Consider the following 21,339-nt stretch of genomic DNA (forward strand, 5'->3'; position numbering starts at 1 on the left):
TGGATCGCCAGAACTAGATGGGTGGGGCCTCGACCTCGGCCACCGGATGACGTTGGCCGACAGCGAGCCAGATCACGGCTCCGATCACCAATGCTCCGCCCAGGAGCTGAACGGCTCCGAGCCGCTCGTCGAGGAAGGCGGCGGCCAGCACGATGGTGACGACCGGTTCGACGGTCGCCAGCACCGAGGTGGCCGTCGCCCCGAGGCGGCTGAGGCCGGCGAAGAAGGTCAGGATCGCGAATGCGGTGCACAACACCGCGATCACCCCGAGTGAGCCCCATCCGCTGACGTCGACCGGGAACGACTGCGGGCGCCCCACCGCTGCCAGCACCACGACCACGACGCCCGTGACGACAGCTGCCGAGCAGCACACCACGGTCGACACGAACAATGCGTCGAGGCCGCCGGTGACGACCGAGCCCACCACGATGTACACCGAGTACACGATCGCGGCCCCGACCCCCAGGGCGATGCCCAGCGGACGACCCGATCCGCCGCCGACGACCAACGCGGTGCCGATCAACGACATCGCGAGTGCGGCGAACGTGACGATCCCTGGCCTCTCGCGCAGGAAGACCACGGCCAGCACCGTCACGAAGGCCGGAAAAAGGTACAGAAGCAGCGCGATCAGACCCGCCTGCGCGTACTGCAGTCCCAGGAAGAAGCACGTCGACTGCCCGACATACCCGACGCCGCCCATCAGGGCCACCGGCCACCACCGTTGCAGGGGCGGGAGCCGCCGGCCGCTGACGCGCAGCGCCACCACGAGCACCACGGCTGCCAGCGCGAACCGCACGAAGATCAGTGCCATCGTGTCGGTGCCGGCGTTCTGCGCCCGCACACCGAAGATCGCCATCGCGCCGAACGCGGTCGACGACGCCACGACGAGCGTGGCACCCACCAGCCGATCAGGCACAGCTCTCCTTCTGGGCGGGGTCAGTGGAAGAAGTGGCGGGTGCCGGTGACGTACATCGTGACCCCAGCGGCTTGGGCGGCCTCGATGGTCTGGTCGTCGCGCATCGACCCGCCGGGCTGCACGATGGCCTTGACTCCGGCGTCCATCAATATCTGCGGACCGTCCGAGAACGGGAAGAAGGCGTCGGAGGCCGCGACCGAGCCACTCACCCGGTCCCCCGCGCGCTCGACCGCGAGCCTGCAGGAATCGACCCGGTTGACCTGGCCCATGCCGATGCCGACCGAGGCGCCGTCGCTGGCCAGCAGGATCGCATTCGACTTCACTGCACGGCATGCGGTCCAGGCGAACGCGAGATCGGCGAGCAACGTCGCGTCGGCTGCCTCGCCGGAGACGAGGGTCCAGCTCTCGGGGGCGTCACCGGGGGCGTCGAGGTGATCGCGCTGCTGGGCGAGCTCGCCTCCGGAGATGCCCCGGAACTCGTACTCGGTCGCCTCGACGTCAGCCTCGCATCGCAGGATGCGGATGTTCTTCTTGCCCTGCAGGATCTCGACGGCACCGGGCTCGTAGTCGGGCGCCACGATGACCTCGGTGAACACCTCGGCGACCTGTTCGGCCATCGCCACGCTGACCGGACGGTTGGTGGCGATGACCCCGCCGAACGCCGAGACGGGGTCACAGGCGTGCGCCCGGGCGTGCGCCTCGGCGACGTCAGATCCCACGGCGATGCCGCACGGATTGGCGTGCTTGATGATCGCGACGGCCGGCTGGTCGAAGTCGAACGCCGCACGGCGGGCCGCATCGGTGTCGACGTAGTTGTTGTAGCTCATCTCCTTGCCGTGCAGCTGCTCGGCGGCAGCGAGACCACCGGTGCCGTCGGAGTAGAGCGCGGCCTCCTGGTGCGGGTTCTCCCCGTAGCGCAGCACGGCCTGACGCGTCAGCGTCGCGCCACCGAACTCCGGCCATCGCGAGTCGCCGGCGTAGTCGCCGGCGAACCAGGTCGCCACGGCGACGTCGTAGGCAGCCGTGTGCGCGAATGCCTCTGCGGCGAGGCGCTTGCGCTGCTCGAGGGTGAATCCGCCGGCAGCCAGCGCCGCCCTCAGCTCGTCGTACTGATTCACCGAGGTGACCACCGCGACGCTGGGGTGATTCTTCGCAGCGCCTCGCACCATCGACGGACCGCCGATGTCGATCTGCTCGACGCACTCATCGGGCGTCGCGCCGGACTTCACCGTCTCGCTGAAGGGATACAGGTTCACGATCACCAGGTCGAACGGCTCGACCTCCAGCTCGGCGAGCTGGGCGACGTGGTCGTCGAGTCGCATGTCGGCCAGGATCCCGGCGTGCACGCGCGGGTGCAGCGTCTTGACCCGGCCGTCGAGGCACTCAGGGAAGCCGGTCAGCTCCTCGACCGCAGTGACCGGCACTCCGGCAGCCTCGATGGTCCTGGCCGTCGAACCGGTGGAGACGATCGAGACGCCGTCGGCGTGCAGGGCGCGCGCCAGCTCGTCCAGGCCGGTCTTGTCGTAGACCGAGACGAGCGCACGCTGCACAGGTCGGGTCTCGGCGGACGCGGACTGGGGCTGGGACTGGTTCATGATTCTCCGAAGGTGAGGGTGCGGTCGGTGAGGGTGAAGTTCTCGCGCGCCATGCGGCCGACCCAGTCGACCAGCATCTGGCGTTCGCTGACCTTGATGCGCTCGTGCAAGGTGCTCTCGTCGTCGTCGGGCAGCACCGGCACGGCCACCTGGGCCACGATGGGACCGGTGTCCATGCCCTGATCGACCACGAACAACGTGGCCCCCGTGATCTTGACCCCGTGCTCGAGCGCATCTCGCGGGGCGTGCATGCCCGGGAAGGACGGCGACAGGGCTGGGTGCGTGTTGACCGTGCGGCCACCGAACAGGGCCAGGAATGCTGGTCCGGTCAGCTTCATGAAGCCAGCCAGGACGATCAGGTCGGGCGCGTGGCTGGCGACCTCGTCGGCCAGCGCGACGTCCCACGCCACACGGTCGTCGAAGTCCGCAAGCGGTAGGCAGAACGTGTCGATACCGTGCCGCTCGGCGCGGTCCAGCGCCTCGATGCCCGGCCGGTCAGCACCCACGGCGACGACCTGGGCGCCAAAGTCAGGACTGGTCGTCGCGTCGATCAGGGCCTGCAGATTTGATCCGCTCCCAGACACGAGGACGACCAGACGAGCTGGCTCCGGAGGCGGGGAGCTGGAGGACACCCTCGCCACGATAGTGCGCCAGCACCGCTCCGATCGCACCGCCCACGGCCATCACCGGCAGCACGACCAACAGGGGGGTGAGGGCCGACGGACCGGTCTGCTCCATGCGCCCCGGCCCGATCGCCCCACCTGATGCGCCCACCAGGACTCCCAGCATGAAACCGCCCACGGCTCCGGCGGCGGCGCCGGCCAGCACTCGCGCCATCAGGCCCTCGCGGTCACCGGGATCGGTGCGCCAGCCGGCGACCGCTCCGGCGAGCAGCGGGACCAGTCCCAGCAGGAACGTCCAGCCGGCGAACTGTCCCGGATCGGGCAGGGCGGCCAGCACCGGGAACCCCGGGACGGCCCCCAGCTGCGAGCCGGTGAGGTCGACCGAGGTGTCGGTGCCGAGCGCGAACCCGGGGCCGATCAGAGCCGCCGAGGTCCACAGCACGAGCGTGGGAATCGCGAGCAGGCAACCGACCGCCACCACCACCGCCCCGCCGAAGCCCGGGTCGAGCAGAGCCCACAGATCACCGGCCCGATCGAGGTGCCGCAGCAGGAGCGCCACCACGATCACGAGACCCACGGCCGGGACCACTGCCGCGCCGACCACTCCGGCACGGACGGCCCGTCGGACATCGGCGCTGATCGTGAACCACAGGGCGTCGCCGCCGCCGTGACGACGCACGGCTCCGATCGCCGCACCCAGTCCGCCGACGACGAACCCGGCTGCGGCGGCCCGCACCGGAGACACCTCGACCCCACCTGCGCTGGCCAGCGCGGCGACGATCGCCGCGAAGACAGCGTGGAAACCGGCCGCCGAGATCGTGAACGCCGGCAGCTCGTCAACGGGTTCGGGCAGGGTCCAGGCCACGACAGATGCCGTGACGGCGATCGCGATGAGCGTGGCACCGATCGGGATCACGCTGATGGAGATGCCGTCCGCCGTCAGGCCCGAACCGATGCTGGCCAGCCAGACCTGACCCGCTGTGCGCGCGATGGCCACAGGCGCGGCACCGTCGCTACCTCGAGCCACGAGCACCACGGCAGCGGACACCAGCACGGACACAGCCGCTGCCAGTGGTCCGGCAAGGACCGCAGCGCGCAGGTAGGGGGTCGTGGAGGGCTCGGACACTGGTTCATCTTCCCCTGTATCGTGACGATGCCGCACCGGGGCACGCCGAGCGCCGAAGGAGGCTGCAGATGACCCGCGTCGATGAGTTCGACAGTTTCTACCGCTCCACCTTCGCCGAGGCGACCCAGGTCACCTACGCCCTGTGCGGTGATCGCCAGGTGGCGCTCGAGGCCACGACCGACGCCTATCGCCACGCGTGGCGCGACTGGGCCAAGATCCGCGACCGGTCCCCCGTGTCCTACGTGCGCAACGAGGCGTGGCGCTCCATCGCCATCAGCCGTGGCACGCACCTCCTGCGCCGTCGCCACGAAGAGGACTCCGACGTCGCCCTGCTCGACGCACTGGCCGACCTCGATGTCGACGAGCGTCGACTCATCGTGCTGATGACCCTGGGCAATGCCGATCTTGAGGACGCATCCCGCGAGGTCGGTATTCCCGCCGAGGACGGCATCGAGCAGGTCACCACCGCTCTCGGCACCCTCGAGACGTCCCTCGGTCAGTCGATCGCCGAGATCGAGCGGCGCATGGTCGCCCTCGGAGCCGTGACCCGTGCACTCGAGGTACCCCCGCCGGCCCAGATCCGCACCGCAGCGCGCCGCGGTCGGCGCCGCAACACCCTCATCCTCGTGGCCGCTGCGATCTTCGGCGTGATCGGAGCCGGTTTCGTCGCCACCGACGACGACGCCCTCGCCACCCGGACTGCACTGCCCGATCGCGAGCAGATCGGGTCCGAGAGCGTCGATGCCGTCCTCGATGCCCGCAAGTTCACCGATGAGGACCTTCTGACCCTCGGACAGATCCGGCCCATCGACCCCGCCGCCAGCTGGGAGCTCCGCGACACCGACGAGGAGGTGGAGAACACCACCCCCTACGCGACCTGCCCGACCGAGCGGTTCGCCGACCCGGACCCGCTGCGGGCCTTCGTGCGCACCTTCGGCACCGACGGCGACGACAACGCCCGGGTCGCCCAGTCGGTCGAGGTCTCCGACGACACCACCATCGCCAAGAAGTCCTACGAGCGGCTGATCCGCTCCTTCGCCGACTGCGAGCACCCCCGCACGCAACTACTCGCCGCCTACACCGTGGAGCGCGACGGCGGCAACTACACGGTGCTGCGGCTGGTTTCGAACCGATCGCCCGAACGCACCTTCACTGTCGGGTTCGGTCGCTCCGGGCGCGTGACCAACACGCTGGTGCACGAGGTCGACGGCGACACCGGCCCCGATCTCGACGCCTTCGTCGACGTGCTCGACGATGCCGTCGCGCGGATCTGTCAGGACGCCGACGGTGAGTGCGACATATCCGGGGAGATCAGGCGCGCCTCCCCGCCGCGCACCACCGAGGCACCCGACTTCCTGGGCGTGGTCGACCTGCCGCCCATCGCCGATGTCGATCGCGTCTGGGCCTCCACCGAGACCGAGGCGGACGGCGAGCCGAACCCGGCCGCCACCGCGTGCGACAACACGGCCTTCACCGGTGACAGCGTCCGCACCGCTGCTTCACGCGTCTTCGTGCTGTTCCGGGCGACAGAGGTGCCCGAGCAGTTCGGTCTTACCGAGACCGTCGGCCAGTTCGCCGACGAGGACGCCGCCAAGACGTTCGTCGACGGCGTCCGCAAGCGCATCGCCTCGTGCGCCGACGACAACCGGACGGCCGAGGTCGACCAATCCTCGGAGATCGAGTCCCGCTCGACATCCGGCTTCACGTGGCGCGTCGGTCTCGAGGTCTCCGAGGGCGATCGCGTCTTCTACCGCATGGGCATCGTGCGACGCGGTTCGGCCGTCGCCCAGGTCCTGTTCACCCCGGCCGGCAGGTTCGACATCACGTCCGACGTCTTCGAGTCCGTCGTGGCTCGTGCAGGTAGCCGCCTGCGCTACGCCGACATCGCCGACGACCAGGGCTAGACACCGCACCCACGCCGGTCTGCACGACGAACGCCCCCGCTCCGCCGGAGGCGGATCGGGGGCGTTCGGGTGGTTCGAACCTTGCTGGCTAGAGCCCCTGCAAGATGGTGCGCATCAGCGAGGCAGTCTCAGACGGCGTCTTGCCGACCTTGACCCCGGCGGCCTCGAGGGCCTCCTTCTTGCCCTGCGCCGTGCCCGCGCCATCGGACACGATGGCGCCCGCGTGGCCCATCGTCTTGCCCTCGGGAGCGGTGAAACCGGCTACGTAGCCGACGACCGGCTTGGTGACGTGCTCGGAGATGTAGGCCGCTGCCTTCTCCTCGGCGTCGCCGCCGATCTCACCGATCATCACGATCGCCTTGGTCTCCGGATCGTTCTCGAACGCCTCGAGCGCGTCGATGTGCGTGGTGCCGATGATCGGGTCACCACCGATACCGATGGCCGTGGAGAAACCGAAGTCCCGCAGCTCGAACATCATCTGGTAGGTCAGCGTGCCGGACTTCGACACCAGACCGACCGGGCCCTTGCCCGCGATGGTCGCCGGGGTGATGCCCGCGAGCGCTTCGCCCGGAGTGATGATGCCCGGGCAGTTGGGACCGATCAGGCGCGTGTCCTTGCCCTGGGCGTAGGCCCAGAACTCGGCACTGTCCTGCACCGGAACGCCCTCGGTGATGATCACCGCGAGGTCGATCTTGGCGTCGATCGCCTCGACGACCGCGTCCTTGGTGAAAGCCGGCGGCACGAACAGCACCGACACGTTGGCGCCGGTCTGTTCCATCGCCTCGGCGACCGTTCCGAAGACCGGCAGCTCGACGGCGTTTCCGTCGCCGTCAGTGTGCGAGACCGTGGTTCCGGCCTTGCGCGCGTTGACACCGCCCACGACCTGGGTGCCGGCGGCCAGCATGCGGGCGGTGTGCTTGGTGCCCTCACCGCCGGTGATGCCCTGGACGATGACCTTGGAGTCCTTGTTCACGAAGATAGACATCTGTACCCCTTCAGCCGTTCGCCAGCTCGGCGGCCTTGTCGGCCGCGCCGTCCATGGTGTCCACCTGCGTGACCAGCGGGTGGTTGAGCTCGTCGAGGATCGCGCGACCCTCGTCGACGTTGTTGCCGTCGAGACGGACCACGAGCGGCTTGGTGGCGTTGTCGCCGAGCAGCTCGAGCGCACCCTTGATGCCGTTGGCGACCGCGTCGCACGACGTGATGCCACCGAAGACGTTGACGAACACGCTCTTGACCTGCTCGTCGCCAAGGATGACGTCGAGACCGTCGGCCATGACCTGCGCCGAGGCGCCTCCGCCGATGTCGAGGAAGTTGGCCGGCTTGACGTTGCCGTGCGCCTCTCCGGCGTAGGCCACGACGTCGAGGGTGCTCATGACGAGTCCCGCGCCGTTGCCGATGATGCCGACCTGGCCGTCGAGCTTGACGTAGTTCAGCCCCTTGGCCTTCGCCTTGGCCTCGAGCGGATCGGCGGCGTCCTTGTCCTCGAACGCGGCATGGTCCTCGTGGCGGAAGTCGGCGTTGTCGTCGAGCGACACCTTGCCGTCGAGCGCCTCGAGCTTGTCACCCGCGAGGCGGGCCAGCGGGTTGACCTCGACGAGCGTGGCGTCCTCGGAGACGAAGGTCTTCCACAGCGCGAGCACGGTCGTGACGGCCTGCTCGGTCAGCGCGGCCGGGAACCCGACCTCGGTGACGATCTCGCGGGCCTTGGCCTCGTCGACGCCCGTTCCGGCATCGATCGGGATCTGCTTGACAGCGTCGGGGTTGGTCGCAGCGACCTCCTCGATCTCCACACCACCCTCGATGCTGGCGATGCACAGGTAGCTGCGGTTGGAGCGATCGAGCAGGAAGGAGAAGTAGTACTCCTCCTCGATGGTCGCCGCGGGAGCGATCAGGACACGGTGCACCGTGAGTCCCTTGATCTGCATCCCGAGGATCGCGGTGGCGTGCTCGTGGGCCTCGTCGGGTGTCTTGGCGAGCTTGACGCCGCCAGCCTTGCCGCGACCTCCGGCCTGGACCTGCGCCTTGACGACGCAGACGCCGAGCTGTTCAGCAGCGGCGCGTGCCTCCTCGGGCGTGGTGGCGACGATGCCGGGAGCGCCCGGGACGTCATGCTTGGCGAACAGTTCCTTCGCCTGATACTCCATCAAATCCACAAGTGTTTCCGTCCTGTTGTGACGTGCGGGTGGCAGGTGGTGCCGCGCGAGGCGCGGAGGCTCGTTGTAGCGCGAAGGCACGAGCCGACCATGCAGTCGGAGCCGGCCGGGGACGGCCGACGGACCAAATTGACTCTATCCATTCACGCTGTCCTGTGGGGTGTGGGGTCGCTCATGCCGACCGTCGGGTCCGTCACACCCGCGGCGTTCGCATCGGACAGGTCGACCACCGACGTCGTGACGTGACCGACGCCGGCTTCCTCCAGCCTCGCGGCCAGACGGCCCAGATCGTCGACGGATCCGTCGAGCACGACGGCCGCCGCATCCTCGGACACCACGGTGCGGGCGACCTGTTCGATGCTCTGGTCTCCTCCGATGAACACGACCTCGCGGCCCGACATCAACAGCGCGCGGGCGACCAGACGCGCTGCGGCGTCATCACCGCACGACCCCACCACGACACGCCTCGATCTGGCCAGCGACATGGTCAGATCGTCCCATGGGCGACGCCGAAGCAGAACCCGGAGCGACACGCCGAGCACGACGTCAGATCCATCACATCGGCTGCTGGGCTGCGCCACGCCTCAGGCGAGCAGGAGCGGGAGAACAGCCTCCCCGCAGTTTCCGGGCGGGCGATCATGTGGCATTCGGTTTCCGCGACAGCCCGTCCTCCGTTAGGCTCACCGAGTTCCTGATTCCCCGACTGTGAGGTACCTGCGTGCCGCCTTCAGCACCCAAGCGCCGACTAGACAGTCGACAGTCGACCCCTCCTGCTGGATCCGGCAAGCGCGCCGCTGCTCGGCGCCAAACCCGCCATCGGCTGCGCCCCACGCCCGCCATGGCCGGAGCCGTCGTCCTGATCAGTGCAGGTTTCCTGTCCACTGTGGTGGGTAACGCCACCGACACCGATTCGCTCAGCGCCGGTCAGTACCAGACGATCTCCGAGTCCTACGCCGGCGGCGGAACTCCCGCCGAGGCCTCTGGATCGGTTGATGTCAGCCGCGACTTCGACCGCGCCACGTTCACCAAGCAGCTGCAGACCCAGAAGGACCAGCGCGATCTTGCGCTCAGCGATCTGGCCGCCAAGGTCGATGAGCAGAGCGCCGAGATCGAGGCTGAGATCAAGAAGAACCAGTGGGTCATCCCGGTGACCGGCTACAGCCTCACTGCACGCTTCGGCCAGGCCAGCGCCCTGTGGTCGAACCGGCACACCGGTATCGACCTCGCCGGACCATCGGGCTCCACGATCGTGTCAGTTGCTGCCGGCACCGTCACGTCAGCCGGTTACGAAGGCGCCTACGGCAATCGCACCGTGGTCACACTCGAGGACGGCACCGAGATCTGGTATGCCCACCAGAGCCGCCTCGCGGTTTCTGTCGGCGATGCCGTCACCCCCGGTCAGACCATCGGTTACACCGGATCGACCGGCAACGTCACCGGACCCCACCTGCACCTCGAAGTCCGTCCCGCCGGCGGCGGCGCCGTCGACCCCGAGCCGATTCTGCTCGAGCACGGCGTCACCCCCTAGCCCAAATTTTGTGACGCAGTTCGTCACTCTCCGTTGATCGCGTGGCGAACTGCGTCACAAAATTTGCTCTCTGTGGGCGCCTGTGGACGGAATAGCGTTCTCCACAACGTCGCCGTGCAGGACTTCTCCGGCGCTGCCGACGGGGAGACGGTCGACCCATGCCGTCACCACTTCTGCTTCCGTCGTCCCTGCGCGGTCGGGTGTTCAGCTCGCAGGAAGCCCACGAGGCTGGCCTCAGCAAAGACGTGCTGAACGGCCAACGCATCGTGTCGGTCCATCGCGGGGTGCACCGCTACGCAGACACACCGCTCACGCCCGAGCTGCAGATTGCAGCCGCGCGGTTGCTTCTGCCAGCGGATGCTGCCTTGAGCCACCTGTCAGCACTGTGGTGGTGGGGAGTCACACTACGAGACCCGACTCCCCTGCACTTCTCGACAAACATGCGCGCCCAGACTCGCCTCAAGGGTGTCACGTTGCACCGTCGTCAAGACATGCTCCATCCGTCTGTGGTCCGCGGGGTCCCCGTGCTCGACCCCACCCGCACGTTGATCGACGTCGCCACACAGCTGGGTCATGTCGACCTGGTGCGCGCCGGCGACTGGTTGGTCCGACTCGCGCTGACGACGCCGGAACAGCTGTACGAGTTCTCGATGACCCACCATCTCAATGGCGTCCGCCGAGTGCGTCGGATCGCTCGTCACGTCCGCCACGGCGTCGAGTCCGTGACAGAGACCGATCTACGACTCCTGCTTCGATTCGGACGCCTACCCGCATCGGAGGTGAACACCGACATCCTTGACCATTCCGGCTGCTTCGTGGCCCGAGGAGATCTGCCGTATCGCGAGTTCATGGTGCTGGTCGAGTACGACGGATGGCAGCACGAGCGCGACGCCCTGCAGCGACAGAAGGACCACCTGCGACGCGAACAGCTCGAGGCTCTCGGATGGCGGGTCATCGTGGTGACGATCGAGGACATGAAAGACCCCGGCGCGATCGTTGCCAGAGTGCACCGAGCGCTGGTCGACCGTGGCTACGTCGGACCACCTCCGCAGCTGAGTGACACCTGGCGCCGATGGTTTGCGGCGTAGTTCGTCACTCCGAAGGCCCGGCCTGACGAACTACGTCCCAAAATTTGGTGCGGGCTAGAGCTTCTCGACGGGGGCGTAGCGCAGGAGCAGGCGCTTGATGCCGTGGGTGCCGAAGTCGACCGATGCCTGCGCGCGGTCACCTTCTCCATCGATGGCGACGACGGTGCCGAGTCCGAACGTGTCGTGACTGACCCGATCGCCGGGCTCGACCGAGACCGTGGCGCGCGTTCCCTTGCTCGACCGGGCGGCGACGTTGCTGGAGCGGAACGACGATCGCGCCGTGGCGGACGGAGTGCTGGGAGTCCACGCCGTGGGCGACTGCCCCAGACGCTTCCAGTCCACCAGGTCGACCGGCAGCTCGTCGAGGAACCGTGACGCCGGGTTGTAGCTGGGCGCTCCCCACGCCGACCGGGTGGTGGCGCGCGTGACGTACAACGCCGTGCGGGCGCGCGTGATGCCCACGTAGGCGAGACGTCGTTCCTCGGCGAGCTCGGCCGGGTCGCCCATCGCGCGGATGTGCGGAAAGATGCCGTCCTCCAGACCGGTCAGGAACACCACCGGAAACTCCAGGCCCTTGGCCGTGTGCAGCGTCATGAGGGTGACGACACCGTCGCCCTCGTCGGGGATGGAGTCGGCATCGGCCACGAGGGCGACCTGCTCGAGGAACGCGGCCAGTGAACCGGGGGTGAGGTCCGCCTCCTCGACGTCGGCGCCGGCCTGGTCGGACTCATCGACGGTGGAGGCATTCACGACGAACTCGCGGGCAACGGCGACCAGTTCGGCGAGATTCTCGACCCGGGTCTCGTCCTGGGGGTCGGTGCTGTCCTCCAGCGTCGACAGGTAGCCGCTACGGGTCAGCGCTGCCTCGAGCACGGCATCGGCCGGCGCTCCCCCCGCCGCCATGTCCATCAGCTCGGACATGAAGTCGGTGAACGGCTCGATGGCTCGCAGTGACCGGGTGGCGAGGTCGGGTGCCTCGGACGCGCGGGTGAGCGCCTCCCAGAAGCTGACGTCGTGCTGCACGGCGAGTCGTTGCACGGCCGCTTCGGCCCGATCGCCGATACCTCGCTTGGGTTCGTTGAGAACGCGGCGGATCGAGACGGTGTCGCGCGGGTTGACCAGGACCTTGAGGTAGGCCAGGGCGTCCTTGACCTCCTTGCGCTCGTAGAACCGCACCCCACCCACGACCCGGTAGGGCAGGCCGACCCGGATGAAGACCTCCTCGAACACGCGTGACTGGGCGTTGGTGCGGTAGAAGATCGCCACGTCCTTGGCGGCGACCCCACCGGAATCGGAGAGCCGGTCGACCTCGTCGGCGATGAACTGCGCCTCGTCGCGCTCGTCGTCGCCGACATAGCCGATGATGCGCTCGCCATCGCCCTCGGCGGACCACAACTTCTTGTCCTGGCGGCCCTCGTTGCGCGCGATGACGGCGTTGGCTGCCGACAAGATGGTCTGGGTGGACCGGTAGTTCTGCTCCAGCAGCACCGTGGTGGCGTCGGGGAAGTCGTCCTCGAACTCCAAGATGTTGCGGATGCTGGCGCCACGGAAGGCGTAGATCGACTGATCGGAGTCGCCGACCACCAGCAGGTCCGACTCGGGGTCGGTGAGCTCCTTGATGAGCTGGTACTGCGCGTGGTTGGTGTCCTGGTACTCATCGACCAGGAGGTGCCGGAAGCGGCGCCGGTACGCCTCGGCGACGTCGGGCCAGCCCTGCAGCAGGTGGACCGTGTTCATGATGAGGTCGTCGAAGTCCATGGCGTTGGCCGCGGTGAGCCGGGCCTGGTAGGTGCCGTAGACCTCGGCGTAGATCTCCTCGGTGGGATTGGTGGCCCGGCTGCTGGCCGACTCGTGGTCGACGAGCTCGTTCTTGAGGTTGGAGATCCAGTTGAGCACCGCCCGCGGGGCGATCCGCTTGGGGTCGAGCTCCATGTCGCGACAGACCATGGTCATGAGTCGGCGTTGGTCGGCGGCGTCGTAGATGGTGAACGAGGACGTGAACCCGAGCTTGGCGTGCTCGCGGCGCAGGATGCGCACAGAAGCCGAATGGAACGTAGAAACCCACATCGCTCGGGAAGACGAACCCACCAGTTCAGCAACTCGGGACCGCATCTCGGCAGCGGCCTTGTTGGTGAAGGTGATGGCGAGGATCGAACCGGGGTGGGCCCCCTTGGCCGCGATCAGCCAGGCGATGCGCCGCGTGAGCACCCGGGTCTTGCCCGATCCGGCCCCGGCGATCACCAGCAACGGACCGCCGGGGTGCGAGACCGCCTGCTTCTGGGCGTCGTTGAGGCCCTCGAGCAGTGCCTCGGATCGCGGCTGGCGCCGGGTCGACCGAGCAGATGTCTGAGGCGTCGGGGGCACGGGGAACGGCAGCGTCATGTCGCCTCGATCCTACGCGTGCAGTCGGACATCGAGTCGTTCGGCACCCTCGACCGAAGCGGCCTCCAGACGCCTGGAAGTTGACCACCGCACCCGGTGACGGGGCCTTTCGGACGTCCGTCTGCGACCCTCGTCACGATGTCGTGACGACGTTGGACCCGCCCGTCACAGTTGCCGCATGATCACCTCTCAGCTACCCAGGGCGTCCGCGGTCTGGCGTCCGATGCTCTGGCCCGTGATCATCCTCCTGACGTGGGACGTCGCCGTGACCTGGACGATCGTGCAGGGATGGATCAACTTCGAGGCCATCGAGATCCAGTACACCCTCTACGGCACCGCGATCGCCCTCTTCCTGGGCTTCATGGTCAATGCGGCGTACGACCGTTGGTGGGAGGCACGCACGCTGTGGGGCAGCATCGTCAACCACTCGCGCAACCTGGGCCGCGAGGCGGTCACGATGGTCGACGAGACGGTGCCCGGTGCCCGACCCGGACTGGTCGACGACCTCGTGCGCACCCAGGTCGCCTACGTGCATGCCCTGCGGACGTCGCTGCGTCAGCAGCGTCCGCCCGACGAGCTGGCGGCGAATCTGTGCGAGGACGCGTTGCATCGGGTGCTGGCATCGACCAGCCTGCCCACGGCCACGATGTCGGAGGCCGGACGTCTGCTGAACGAGGCGCACCGCCGCGGGATGATCGACGACATCGCTCGCGTCCAGATCGACTCCACCATGTCCGCCCTGACCGACGCCCAAGGCGGCCTGGAACGCATCCAGCGCACGCCGCTGCCGATCCAGTACCGGTTCCTGCCGTCGTTCTTCGCGCGGGTGTTCTGCGTGATCCTGCCCTTCGCGGTCTTTCCCGACCTGTGGTGGTGGACGCCCATCGGATCGGGCCTGATCGGCGTGATGTTCCTCCTGGCGGTGCAGGTGGGCAAGGACCTGTCCGAGCCCTTCAGGGACGGCGTGCATGACGTGCCGATCACCGCCATCTCCCGGACCGTCGAGATCGACCTGCGCGAGATGATCGGCGATTCCACCCCAGAGGCCGTGACCCCGATCAAGCAGGTCCTGTGGTGACGGTCAGTCGGGCTCGCCGCGCGGTTCGCTGACGAGTCACGGAGACCCACCGAGGAGTCACTCAGAACGGTCTCCGTGACTCGTCACCGGGTCTTCGTGACTCGTCACCGGTTCTACGTGACTCGTCGGCGGTCAGTCGGCGGTGGTGTTGGGTTTTCGCCAGCTGCGCTCGAAGGGGAGGCGCCACGCCTTGGGGGCGATCAGCTGGTGGACTGCGTTGGGGCCCCAGGTGCCCGGCGGGTAGGCCCGAACCGGAGGGGTGTCGGTCAGCAGCGGCGCGGAGATCTCCCACAGTCGCTCGATACCCTCGGCCGTCGTGAAGAGCGTGCGCTCGCCGCGCATCGCGTCGTAGATGAGACGTTCGTACGCCTCCAGCACGTCACCGGCGCGGTCGGTCTCCTGCATCGCGAACTGCATGCTCAGCTTGTCCAGCTTCATGCCCGGCCCAGGGCGCTTGCCGTAGAACGACAGGGACATCCTCGAGGCGTCCGCCAAATCGAAGGTCAGGTGATCGGGGCCGGACAAACCCACCCCCGATCCGGACGGAAACATCGACTTGGGCGGCTCGCGGAAGGCGATCGAGATGATGCGCGCCCCCTCGGCCAACTTCTTGCCCGTGCGCAGGTAGAACGGCACCCCGGCCCAGCGCCAGTTGTCGATCTCGGCCCTGAGCGCCACGAAAGTGTCGGTGTCGGAGTCACCGGCAACCCCGGGCTCGTCGCGATAGCCCTGGTACTGACCTCGCACGACCTCGCGCGGGTCCAGCGGCAGCATCGAGCGGAAGACCTTGTTCTTCTCCTCGGAGATCGAGTCGGAGTCCAGCGACGTCGGGGGCTCCATCGCCATGAAGGCGAGCACCTGGAACAGGTGGGTCACCACCATGTCCTTGAACGCCCCGGTGCCCTCGTAGAACCCGGTGCGCCCGTCCAGGCCCAGGGTCTCGGGCACGTCGATCTGCACGTGGTCGATGAAGTTGCGGTTCCAGATCGGCTCGAACAGCCCGTTGGCGAACCGGAACGCGAGGATGTTCAGCGCCGCCTCCTTGCCCAGGAAGTGGTCGATCCGGAAGATCTGACTCTCGCCGAACACCTCGTGGATCGAGGCGTTCAACGCCACCGCGCTGGCCAGGTCGGTGCCGAACGGCTTCTCCATGATGATGCGTGAGTCGGTGACCAGGTCGGCGGCCTCGAGGGTCTTGACCACGTCGAGCGCGGCCTTCGGCGGAACGCTCAGGTAGTGCAGCCGCCCGTGCCGGCCACCCAGCGCAGCCTCCTGCTTGGCGGCCTGCTGCGCGAGCGCCTCCGGGCCGTCCTTGACGTTGACGTACGACAGCTTGGCGGCGAAGTCGTCCCACTGGTCGGTGCCGCCGGCGCGGGTGCCGAACTCACGGCAGGCCTGCTCGGCGAAGGCGCGAAAACCGTCGTCGTCGAAGTCGTCGAGCGAGACCCCGATGATGCGTGAGTCCGGCACCAGCTGGCTCTGCACCAGGTGCATGATGCCGGGCAGCAGCTTGCGGCGAGCGAGGTCCCCGGTGGCTCCGAAGATCACGATCAGGTGCGGCTGGTCCATGGCATCAGGCTAGACCCGCGACGTGGCCATGGCGTGAACGTGTCGTGCGTGGTCAGGCGGCTCCACGCGCGAAGGCACCGGGGGTGACACCGAGCAACCGCCTGAAGTGACGGGTCAGGTGCGACTGGTCGTGAAAGCCCGCGACGACGGCCACCTCCGCCGAGCCCATGCCGTCCAGCAGCAGGCTGCGGGCCCGGTCGATGCGGCGCCCGATCAGGTAGCGGTGGGGAGGCATCGCGAACTCCCGCGTGAACGCGCGCACCAGGTGGGTGGGGTGGACGTCGAGCTCGGCGGCCATCTGCTGCAGGGTGGGCGCTTCGCCGTCGACCGCGTCGAGGCGTTCACGGACGAGCCCGGCCACCCGCGCGGCCGGACGATCCGGGTGCCGTGTCGCCCGCTGGTCGAGTCGATGGCCGATCCGCTCGCAGACCAGCGCCAGCCGGGACTCTGCCTCCAGCTCGTCGCCGGGCCGCACGAGCGCCTCGTGCAGAGCGGCCGTCTCGGCGGCGAGATCGAGCCCTCGCAGCGATGGGTCACGTTCGGCCGCGCCGACGAGGTCGAGCGACAGCCACCGCTCGGCGAGGTAGACCACCCGCTTGTCGAAGCCGCCGTCCTGTGCCGCCCGCCCGTCGTGCGGCACGTGCGGGGGCAGGATCGTCAGCGATCGGGGCGCCGCCACCTGCGGCGTGCGTCCCAACGCGTAGTCGACGCCACCGGTGTCGACCAGCAGGAGCGTCCAGTCGGCGTGCGTGTGTGCCGGATAGGCGTGCTCGGTGAAGTGCGCGTGCAGCACCTCGGCAACGCCGGCCACGGCCGGGCGCCACGACCGCACCCGCTCTTTCGAGCTCATGTCAGGAACGTACAAGACCGGCCCGGTCGAGTCAGGTGACGCTGGTGTCATGACGACTGAACCGATTCGCTTCGACACCAAGATCGCCGTCCTCCTGCGCGCCGACGTCGCTCCGTGGCAGGAGCTCAACGTGACCTCGTTCCTGATCGCCGGCATCGCGGCTGCGCATCCGGATCTGATCGGCGAGCCGTACACCGACGCGGACGAGACCGTCTACCTACCGTTGCTGCGTCAACCGGTCGTCGTGCTGTCCGGCGACCGTGAGCGGCTCTCCACGACGCTCGGCAAGGCCGTGAGTCGCGGTCTCGCCACCGCGATCTACACCGCTCAGATGTTTCAGACGGGCCACGACGAGGCCAACCGGGCGGTGGTGCGAGACGTCCGACGCGACGACCTCGACCTGGTCGGGATCGCCGTGCACGGCGCGCGGAACGCCGTCGACAAGACGTGCAAGGGTGCGTCGCTGCATCCCTGATGCACGCCTCGCCACCTCACCTGCTCGATGAGGGGGCGTGCGTGCGACTGATCGGCACCACCAGCGGCGTGCCGGCGACCGGGTCTTCGATCACCTGGCAGCGCAGATCGAACACCTCCTCGACCCGCTCGGCCGTCACGACGTCTCGGGGTGCTCCCTCGGCCAGCACGATCCCGTCCTTCAACGCGATGAGCCGGTGGGCGTACCGAGCCGCCAGGTTGAGGTCGTGCAGGACCATGACGATCGTGGTGCCTCGCCGCGCGTTGAGCTCGGCGAGCAGGTCGAGCATCTCGACCTGGTGGGCCACGTCGAGGTACGTCGTGGGCTCGTCGAGCAGCAGCAGATCGGTGCCCTGGGCGAGCGCCATGGCGATCCAGACCCGTTGCCGCTGACCGCCTGACAGCTCGTCGACAGCACGGTCGGCCAGCTCGTCGGTCCCGGTGAGCACCATGGCCTCGCTGACGGCGGCGCGATCCTCGGCGGTCCAGCGCGCGAACATCCCCTGGTGCGGTTGACGCCCCCGGCCGACGAGATCCGCGACGGTGACACCGTCCGGCGCGATAGGGGTCTGCGGCAGGAGCCCCAGCACCTTCGCCACCTCCTTGGTCGGGCGACGATGGATGACCTCGCCATCGAGCAGCACGCTGCCCTCGGCCGGCTTCAGCAGACGCGCCAGCCCCCGCAGCAGCGTGGACTTGCCGCACGCGTTGGGGCCGACGACCACCGTGATCTGGCCGTCAGGCACCTCGACGGTGATCTCACGCACCACCGTGCGGTCTCCGTAGCCGAGGCTGGCCGCCTCGGTGCGCAGTCTGGTCATCGTGCTCCTCCCGTTGCAGCTCCACGTGTCAACAACCACAGCAGGAACGGCCCGCCGACCGCCCCGGTCACGACACCGACCGGCAGCACGACCCCCGGCACCAGGTAGGCGGCGGTGTAGTCGGCCAGCAGCATCAGCACCGCGCCGACCAGGGCACCGCACAGCAGACTGTGCCGACCGCCCAACAGGGAACGGGCGATCGGTCCGGCCATGAAGGCCACGAATGAGACGGGCCCGGCGGCGGCGACGCCGAAGGCCGTCAGCAACACCCCCACGAGCAGCAGCGTGTCGATGCGATGCGCCCGAACACCGAGACCGACGGCGGCGTCCTGGCCCAGCTCGAGCGCCGGCAGGGCCCGGCCCAGCCAGGCGAGCACGGCGAGCAGCACCACCATGGCGGCCGCCAGGATGCCGATGGTCGACCACGGCACCCCGTTCAGGCTGCCCACCAGCCAGCGCAGCGCGAGCTGGACGTCGTACGTGCTGGAACGGGCCAGCAGGTACTGGACCACAGCCAGCATGCCGGCGGCCACTCCGACCCCGACCAGCACGAGGCGGTACCCGCCCGTGGTTCCGGCGACCCAGCGCACGACGGCCGCCACGGCCACGGCGCCCACCACGGCGAACACCGAGACGGCGCCCCCGCGCAGCCCCAGCACCAGGATGGCGAAAACGCCCGCCGCGCTGGCCCCGAGGCTGACGCCGACGATGTCCGGGCTGGCCAGCGGGTTGCGCAGCAGGTTTTGGAACAGCGATCCCGCCGTGCCGAACGCGACGCCCACCAGCACCGCCAGCACGGCGCGCGGCAGCTTGGACTCCATCACCACGAAGCTCGCGACCGGGATGTCCTTGCCGAACACGATCGCTAAGAAATCGGGGATCGTGACGGTGTAGTCGCCCAGCAGCACCCGGGCCCCGAACGCCGCGACGAGCGCACCCACCAGAGCGGCGGTCACGACCCGGCGGCGTCGGCGGGGAGCGCGGTTGGCCGCGCGAAGGTCCGACCTCGCGGCACCTGCGGCACTCGTGCGGGTCAGCACCGGGGCGCTCACAGGCCCATCCGTCCACGACGCACCAGCAGCAAGAAGAACGGGACGCCCACGATCGCAGTCATGATGCCCACCTGCACCTCCGACGGCGGCAGCACGACCCGGCCGGCGGTGTCGGCCAGCAGCACCAGCACGGCACCGAAACCAGCGCTCAGCGGCAGGAGGAACCGGTGGTCGGAGCCCACCGCGACCCGCACCAGGTGCGGCACGATCAGGCCGACGAAGGCGATCGGACCGGCCACGGCCGTCGCCGTGCCGGCGAGCAGCACGATCGCGGTACCGACCAGCAGCCGGTCGCGCACGGTGTGACGACCCAGCCCCTTGGCGAGGTCGTCGCCCAGGGCCAAGGTGTTGAGGGTGCGGCTCAGCCCGATCGCGAGGACGAATCCGACCGCGAGCACCGGACCCACGGTCGCGACCGTGTCCCAGTCGCGTCCGCCGACCGAGCCGACCTGCCAGCGGCGCATCACATCGAGGGCCACCTGGTCGATCAGCTGCACCGCCACCGTCCAGCTGGTCGCGGCGGCAGCGAACGCGGCGCCGGCGACGGTCAGCTTGGCGGGAGTCGCACCACCACGTCCGATGCTGGCGATCGAGTGCACCGCGACAGCCGCGACTGCAGCGCCGACAAAGCCGAGCAGCATGTAGGCGGTCAGCCCGCCTGCACCGAGATAGACGATGCCGAGCACGATCGCCAGAGCCGCACCGGCGTTGATCCCGAGGATGCCGGGATCGGCCAGCGGATTGCGGGTGAGGCCCTGCATGCTGGCGCCGGCGAGACCCAGCGCCGCCCCGACGAGCATTCCGAGCACGGTCCGCACGACGCGGGACTCCAGGACGATCCGGTCAGGACCGTCCTCGAACCACGCCAGCGGCGAGACGAGGCGAGAGCCGACCAGCACCGACGCGATCATGGCCACGACGAGCAGGCAGACCAGTGCGACGGCAGCGCGCCGCGGCCCCGCCATCGCCCGCTCGGGCGGTGCCAGGATCGCCTCGGTCGCGGCCATCTCAGTGTCCCCGCCCGGCCGAACCGATCAGGAGCCCGATCCGTTGCCGTCGACGGCCGCAGCGACCTGGGGCACGTACCGCTCCAGGGCCGACGGCAGCGACAGTGGCGACGGAGCGGAGAAACCGACGGCCTCGGTGACGTCGACCGTGGCGTACCACCGGTTGTCCGCGATGGCGGGGATCTGCCGGGTCAACGGGTTGCTCGCCAGGTCCGCGACCTCGTCCTCGCTGGTGGCATAGGTGAGGAACACGTCCGCGTCCAAGGAGCTGGCGCGCTCGGAGGAGACGTTGAACAGGAACTGTCCGTCCTCGCTGTTCTCCTGCACGAACTCGGTGTTCTTCATGCCCAGGTCGGTCAGCAGGCGCGGGCGGTTGTCCTGGTCGGTGTAGACGTAGAACGAGGAGAAGTCTCCCGCGTTCGGACCGCCGAAGGTGAAGGTCTTGTCCTGAAGCTGCGGGAACTCCTCGGCCGTGTCCGCGATCAGCTGGGTCGTCTCGTCCTCGATCTGCGCGGCGAGCTCGGAGCGGCCGAGCGCGCGACCCTCCATCTCCAGCGACTCCTGCCACGTCGTCGTGTAGGGCGCGTTGGGGTAGGCGACGACGTCGATGCCGGCGTCGGTGAGCGTGTCGTACTCCTCCTGGGTGATCCCGGACTGGGTCGCGGTGACCAGGTCGGGCTCCAGTCGCACGATCTCATCGACCGGCAGACCGTCGGTCTCGTCCAGGCGGGTGGGCGCCTCGGCACCGTCGATCTCGGCGAGCGCGTCGTCGAAGTAGGTGGTGGAGAACTCCTCGGTGCCCGCATAGGTGATCTTGGCGGCTCCCACCGGCACGACACCCAACGAGAGCGGGAAGTCTGCCCCGGAGAATCCGGCGGCGACAACGCGCTTCGGCTCGTCCTCGATCGTGGTCTCGCCGAGCGCGTGCTCGATGGTGACGGGGAAGGCGTCAGCGTCGACACCACTCGCCGCCTCGACAGCTTCGGTGTCACCATCGCCAGCAGCGCCAGTGCTGCACGCAGCGGTGACGCTCAGGGTCAGGGGGACGGCCATGGTCAGGGCCAAAACTCGCAGGACGCGCACGGGAATCTCCTCGTCGAATATCAAGAACGAGGTAAGCCTAACCTAAGGTCTTGGACGCTGGCCATACGGAGGTCCGCATCATGGATC

At 68.6% G+C, this 21,339-nt stretch carries 19 protein-coding genes; 5 read left to right on the forward strand and 14 right to left on the reverse strand.

Annotation, left to right across the window (positions count from 1 at the left end):
* Positions 1–13: 13 nt before the first annotated feature.
* From ACHAA3_RS04985 to ACHAA3_RS05000, 4 genes are read right to left on the reverse strand one after another with little or no spacing between them, the layout of a single operon-like run.
* Complete coding sequence (locus ACHAA3_RS04985) at positions 14–916, reverse strand: DMT family transporter (protein ID WP_435707840.1); 903 nt, start codon at positions 914–916, stop codon at positions 14–16.
* Between the two features lie 20 nt (positions 917–936).
* Positions 937–2,511, reverse strand: coding sequence for a bifunctional phosphoribosylaminoimidazolecarboxamide formyltransferase/IMP cyclohydrolase (gene purH / locus ACHAA3_RS04990; protein WP_435707841.1), 1,575 nt, complete (start codon positions 2,509–2,511; stop codon positions 937–939).
* Positions 2,508–3,095: a phosphoribosylglycinamide formyltransferase gene (gene purN / locus ACHAA3_RS04995; protein ID WP_435707842.1), complete on the reverse strand. Its 588-nt coding sequence runs from the start codon at positions 3,093–3,095 to the stop codon at positions 2,508–2,510. Before purN ends, purH begins: the two co-directional genes overlap by 4 nt.
* Complete coding sequence (locus ACHAA3_RS05000) at positions 3,040–4,260, reverse strand: cell division protein PerM (RefSeq protein WP_435707843.1); 1,221 nt, start codon at positions 4,258–4,260, stop codon at positions 3,040–3,042. Before ACHAA3_RS05000 ends, purN begins: the two co-directional genes overlap by 56 nt.
* 68 nt (positions 4,261–4,328) lie before the next feature.
* Here ACHAA3_RS05000 and ACHAA3_RS05005 point away from each other — a divergent pair, with 68 nt between their 5' ends.
* Positions 4,329–6,164, forward strand: coding sequence for a hypothetical protein (locus ACHAA3_RS05005; protein WP_435707844.1), 1,836 nt, complete (start codon positions 4,329–4,331; stop codon positions 6,162–6,164).
* 88 nt (positions 6,165–6,252) lie between these two features.
* Here ACHAA3_RS05005 and sucD read toward each other — a convergent pair whose 3' ends face one another.
* From sucD to ACHAA3_RS05020, 3 genes are all read right to left on the reverse strand, one after another.
* Positions 6,253–7,149 carry a succinate--CoA ligase subunit alpha gene (gene sucD / locus ACHAA3_RS05010; protein ID WP_435707845.1) on the reverse strand — a complete coding sequence of 299 codons (897 nt, stop codon included), beginning with the start codon at positions 7,147–7,149 and terminating at the stop codon, positions 6,253–6,255.
* Between the two features lie 10 nt (positions 7,150–7,159).
* The gene (gene sucC, locus ACHAA3_RS05015; RefSeq protein ID WP_435707846.1) at positions 7,160–8,320 is read right to left on the reverse strand and encodes an ADP-forming succinate--CoA ligase subunit beta; all 1,161 of its coding nucleotides are present in this window, start codon (positions 8,318–8,320) and stop codon (positions 7,160–7,162) included.
* A gap of 143 nt (positions 8,321–8,463) precedes the next feature.
* Entirely contained in the window at positions 8,464–8,805 is a 342-nt protein-coding gene (locus ACHAA3_RS05020; protein ID WP_435707847.1) for a hypothetical protein, read from the reverse strand.
* A gap of 353 nt (positions 8,806–9,158) precedes the next feature.
* Here ACHAA3_RS05020 and ACHAA3_RS05025 point away from each other — a divergent pair, with 353 nt between their 5' ends.
* The gene (locus tag ACHAA3_RS05025) at positions 9,159–9,848 is read left to right on the forward strand and encodes a M23 family metallopeptidase (protein ID WP_435707849.1); all 690 of its coding nucleotides are present in this window, start codon (positions 9,159–9,161) and stop codon (positions 9,846–9,848) included.
* 158 nt (positions 9,849–10,006) lie between these two features.
* Positions 10,007–10,936, forward strand: coding sequence for a DUF559 domain-containing protein (locus tag ACHAA3_RS05030; RefSeq protein ID WP_435707850.1), 930 nt, complete (start codon positions 10,007–10,009; stop codon positions 10,934–10,936).
* A gap of 54 nt (positions 10,937–10,990) precedes the next feature.
* Here ACHAA3_RS05030 and pcrA read toward each other — a convergent pair whose 3' ends face one another.
* Complete coding sequence (gene pcrA / locus ACHAA3_RS05035; protein ID WP_435707851.1) at positions 10,991–13,318, reverse strand: DNA helicase PcrA; 2,328 nt, start codon at positions 13,316–13,318, stop codon at positions 10,991–10,993.
* A 178-nt stretch (positions 13,319–13,496) separates the two neighbouring features.
* Between pcrA and ACHAA3_RS05040 the strand changes: the two genes are divergently transcribed.
* Positions 13,497–14,396 (forward strand): bestrophin family protein, encoded by a 900-nt coding sequence (locus tag ACHAA3_RS05040; RefSeq protein ID WP_435707852.1) that lies wholly within the window; start codon positions 13,497–13,499, stop codon positions 14,394–14,396.
* Positions 14,397–14,528: 132 nt separating this feature from the next.
* Here ACHAA3_RS05040 and zwf read toward each other — a convergent pair whose 3' ends face one another.
* Together zwf and ACHAA3_RS05050 are read right to left on the reverse strand one after the other, a co-directional pair.
* Positions 14,529–15,965, reverse strand: a complete 1,437-nt coding sequence (gene zwf, locus ACHAA3_RS05045; RefSeq protein WP_435707853.1) for a glucose-6-phosphate dehydrogenase — start codon at positions 15,963–15,965, stop codon at positions 14,529–14,531.
* Positions 15,966–16,017: 52 nt separating this feature from the next.
* Positions 16,018–16,815: an AraC family transcriptional regulator gene (locus ACHAA3_RS05050; protein ID WP_435707854.1), complete on the reverse strand. Its 798-nt coding sequence runs from the start codon at positions 16,813–16,815 to the stop codon at positions 16,018–16,020.
* A 49-nt stretch (positions 16,816–16,864) separates the two neighbouring features.
* On the opposite strand from ACHAA3_RS05050, the gene ACHAA3_RS05055 reads away from it, so the two are divergent.
* Positions 16,865–17,290 (forward strand): DUF2000 family protein, encoded by a 426-nt coding sequence (locus ACHAA3_RS05055; protein ID WP_435707855.1) that lies wholly within the window; start codon positions 16,865–16,867, stop codon positions 17,288–17,290.
* Positions 17,291–17,306: 16 nt separating this feature from the next.
* Here ACHAA3_RS05055 and ACHAA3_RS05060 read toward each other — a convergent pair whose 3' ends face one another.
* Genes ACHAA3_RS05060 through ACHAA3_RS05075 form a run of 4 tightly spaced genes read right to left on the reverse strand, consistent with a single transcriptional unit; the run spans position 17,307 to position 21,252 of the window.
* Positions 17,307–18,110: an ABC transporter ATP-binding protein gene (locus ACHAA3_RS05060; protein ID WP_435707856.1), complete on the reverse strand. Its 804-nt coding sequence runs from the start codon at positions 18,108–18,110 to the stop codon at positions 17,307–17,309.
* The gene (locus ACHAA3_RS05065; RefSeq protein ID WP_435707857.1) at positions 18,107–19,162 is read right to left on the reverse strand and encodes a FecCD family ABC transporter permease; all 1,056 of its coding nucleotides are present in this window, start codon (positions 19,160–19,162) and stop codon (positions 18,107–18,109) included. Before ACHAA3_RS05065 ends, ACHAA3_RS05060 begins: the two co-directional genes overlap by 4 nt.
* The gene (locus ACHAA3_RS05070; protein WP_435707858.1) at positions 19,159–20,169 is read right to left on the reverse strand and encodes a FecCD family ABC transporter permease; all 1,011 of its coding nucleotides are present in this window, start codon (positions 20,167–20,169) and stop codon (positions 19,159–19,161) included. Before ACHAA3_RS05070 ends, ACHAA3_RS05065 begins: the two co-directional genes overlap by 4 nt.
* A gap of 27 nt (positions 20,170–20,196) precedes the next feature.
* Complete coding sequence (locus ACHAA3_RS05075) at positions 20,197–21,252, reverse strand: ABC transporter substrate-binding protein (RefSeq protein WP_435707859.1); 1,056 nt, start codon at positions 21,250–21,252, stop codon at positions 20,197–20,199.
* Positions 21,253–21,339: the final 87 nt, after the last annotated feature.

Source organism: Aeromicrobium sp. CF3.5 (assembly GCF_051262695.1).
Lineage (GTDB): Bacteria > Actinomycetota > Actinomycetes > Propionibacteriales > Nocardioidaceae > Aeromicrobium.

What these genes read in the sequence shown, in the direction of transcription:
- ACHAA3_RS05050 (WP_435707854.1), bottom strand. Translation starts at nt 16,815, where the DNA reads ATGAGCTCGAAAGAGCGGGTGCGGTCGTGGCGCCCGGCCGTGGCCGGC.
- ACHAA3_RS05070 (WP_435707858.1), bottom strand. Translation starts at nt 20,169, where the DNA reads ATGGCCGCGACCGAGGCGATCCTGGCACCGCCCGAGCGGGCGATGGCG.
- ACHAA3_RS05055 (WP_435707855.1), top strand. Translation starts at nt 16,865, where the DNA reads ATGACGACTGAACCGATTCGCTTCGACACCAAGATCGCCGTCCTCCTG.
- purH (WP_435707841.1), bottom strand. Translation starts at nt 2,511, where the DNA reads ATGAACCAGTCCCAGCCCCAGTCCGCGTCCGCCGAGACCCGACCTGTG.
- pcrA (WP_435707851.1), bottom strand. Translation starts at nt 13,318, where the DNA reads ATGACGCTGCCGTTCCCCGTGCCCCCGACGCCTCAGACATCTGCTCGG.
- ACHAA3_RS05020 (WP_435707847.1), bottom strand. Translation starts at nt 8,805, where the DNA reads ATGTCGCTGGCCAGATCGAGGCGTGTCGTGGTGGGGTCGTGCGGTGAT.
- ACHAA3_RS05005 (WP_435707844.1), top strand. Translation starts at nt 4,329, where the DNA reads ATGACCCGCGTCGATGAGTTCGACAGTTTCTACCGCTCCACCTTCGCC.
- sucD (WP_435707845.1), bottom strand. Translation starts at nt 7,149, where the DNA reads ATGTCTATCTTCGTGAACAAGGACTCCAAGGTCATCGTCCAGGGCATC.
- ACHAA3_RS05060 (WP_435707856.1), bottom strand. Translation starts at nt 18,110, where the DNA reads ATGACCAGACTGCGCACCGAGGCGGCCAGCCTCGGCTACGGAGACCGC.
- ACHAA3_RS05030 (WP_435707850.1), top strand. Translation starts at nt 10,007, where the DNA reads ATGCCGTCACCACTTCTGCTTCCGTCGTCCCTGCGCGGTCGGGTGTTC.
- ACHAA3_RS05025 (WP_435707849.1), top strand. Translation starts at nt 9,159, where the DNA reads ATGGCCGGAGCCGTCGTCCTGATCAGTGCAGGTTTCCTGTCCACTGTG.
- zwf (WP_435707853.1), bottom strand. Translation starts at nt 15,965, where the DNA reads ATGGACCAGCCGCACCTGATCGTGATCTTCGGAGCCACCGGGGACCTC.
- ACHAA3_RS05040 (WP_435707852.1), top strand. Translation starts at nt 13,497, where the DNA reads ATGATCACCTCTCAGCTACCCAGGGCGTCCGCGGTCTGGCGTCCGATG.